The following is a 1,745-nucleotide window of genomic DNA, read 5'->3' on the forward strand; positions in this document are numbered from 1 at the left end:
GCACTCAGGCCTGAAGTTCCGCTCGCCTCGTGAGTTCATCAGGCTCAGTGCCTAAACCCAACCGCCCCCTGTCCGGCGAAATGGGGTCCACTCCACCCAGTTTCTCGTCATCTGGAATGTCCACAAAAGCTTTCTGATCATGCATTTGCACGCCCGCGCCGTTCTGAACGGAGTACGTGAAGGTGACCCTCGGCATTGGCATTCCTCGATCTGTGAGCAGGGTGCGGAGTGTCTGCACCTTACCATCTGGCATTGCCCGCCGCATGTTCTAGGCGTGTACATGAACGAAAAGCGTTGGTCTGCTTTGGGTATGCCGTGCGAAACCAACCTTCCAGCGGTGCGATAACCGGTTTTGTTCGAACCAAACCAGACCGAACCGTTGTGAACCATGCGAACGGAACCGTGCGGCGCTCGCCGTCCCGGAGCTGCGTAACGTCCGCCTAGCCTTCGTCCGTCGAGCCGTCCTCGACCGTCCTCGCCTTGCGACCGAGGCCGATGGATCGCGCGAGTTCCGAACGTTTGGCGGCATAGCTGGCGGCGACCATCGGATAGTCGGCCGGGAGACCCCACTTCCGGCGATAGGCGTCCGGCGTCAGGTCGTAATGCGTCATCAGGTGGCGCTTCAGCGACTTGAACGACTTTCCGTCTTCCAGGCAGATCAGGTAGTCAGGGGTCACCGACTTGCGGATCGGCACGGCCGGGACGAGCGGCTCGTCGGGTGCGGGTGCTGCCTCGGGCTGCTTCCCGAGCGTGCCCAGCGTGGCATGGATGACAGCGATGAGACCTGCGATCTCCTCGCGGGGCAGATGATTGTTGCTGACATAGGCAGCCGTGATCTCTGCCGTCTGTTCCAGGATCTCTACCGTCTCGGCCGTCTGCGATCTCATTCAATGGCTCTCCGCTTCAATCTTAGCCCGGGGTTCGCACAGGAATGCGGGGAAGCCAACCGGCAATTGCGTCAGGTCCTGCAACCACAGTTGCGAGGGTCAGGTCGCGGTGGCACAGTGCCGGCAGCGTTGGCCCGAGATTGCTCCGGTGCCGCAGCCTGCGATGCCATCCCCTTCCTGACGGACCACCATGAAGCGCCCTCCGAACACTTTTGTCGTCGAGCACAAGCGCCGCTCGCGGCCCTCTACCGCGACCCCGCCCTCGATCTGGACGGGCACCGCAGGCCGGCAGATGCGCGAGCTCGCCCTGGTCCATGAGCGGGCGGAGGCGTCGGCGAACCCCACCGCCGAGCCGTCACATGCCAGCGAGATCGAGACCGTTTCCAAGAGGGGCTCACGGGGACGGATCCTCGAGGCAAGCGTCGAGCCGAGACCGGCCTCTCCGGATGTCGAACCTGCCGATGCGATCGACCGCGCCGTCGTGTCGGCCGCATGGGAGTTGGACACAGCGTCGGATGTCGACGCACCCGGCTTGCCGAAGGTCTCAAAGGCTGCGAAGGCCGCTCCTCGCGATCGTCGGGACGAGATGGTGATGCCTTTGTCTGTGCCCGTCACCGCCATCGAGAAGGCGCCGACGACGCGTTCGACCCCGACGGCTCCGGGTTGGCAGGAACGTCGGCTCGCGCTTCGCAGGAAGCTTCCTCTCGAGGACCGCTGGAAGTGGGACTTGCCGTCCTGAGCCGCCGTCGCATGGGGACGTGCCTCGCCGAGCGGTTGCCACCTTCTGCAGCCGGGCTTTGCCGATCGTGACGCCATCGCGAAGGCGACGAGACCGCAGCTGGCTTCCTGCTTCGCGGG

The 1,745-nt window shown here is 64.2% G+C and carries 2 protein-coding genes; one reads left to right on the forward strand and one right to left on the reverse strand.

From position 1 onward, the window contains the following. Positions 1 to 440: 440 nt before the first annotated feature. On the reverse strand, positions 441 to 887 hold the full coding sequence (locus GGR04_RS23640; RefSeq protein WP_183203050.1) for a Ros/MucR family transcriptional regulator: 447 nt from the start codon (positions 885 to 887) through the stop codon (positions 441 to 443). Between the two features lie 292 nt (positions 888 to 1,179). Between GGR04_RS23640 and GGR04_RS23645 the strand changes: the two genes are divergently transcribed. Next, a complete protein-coding gene (locus GGR04_RS23645) occupies positions 1,180 to 1,626 on the forward strand; it encodes a hypothetical protein (protein WP_210291962.1) in 447 nt (148 codons plus the stop codon). Positions 1,627 to 1,745 lie beyond the last annotated feature (119 nt).

It is taken from the genome of Aureimonas pseudogalii (assembly GCF_014196835.1).
Lineage (GTDB): Bacteria > Pseudomonadota > Alphaproteobacteria > Rhizobiales > Rhizobiaceae > Aureimonas > Aureimonas pseudogalii.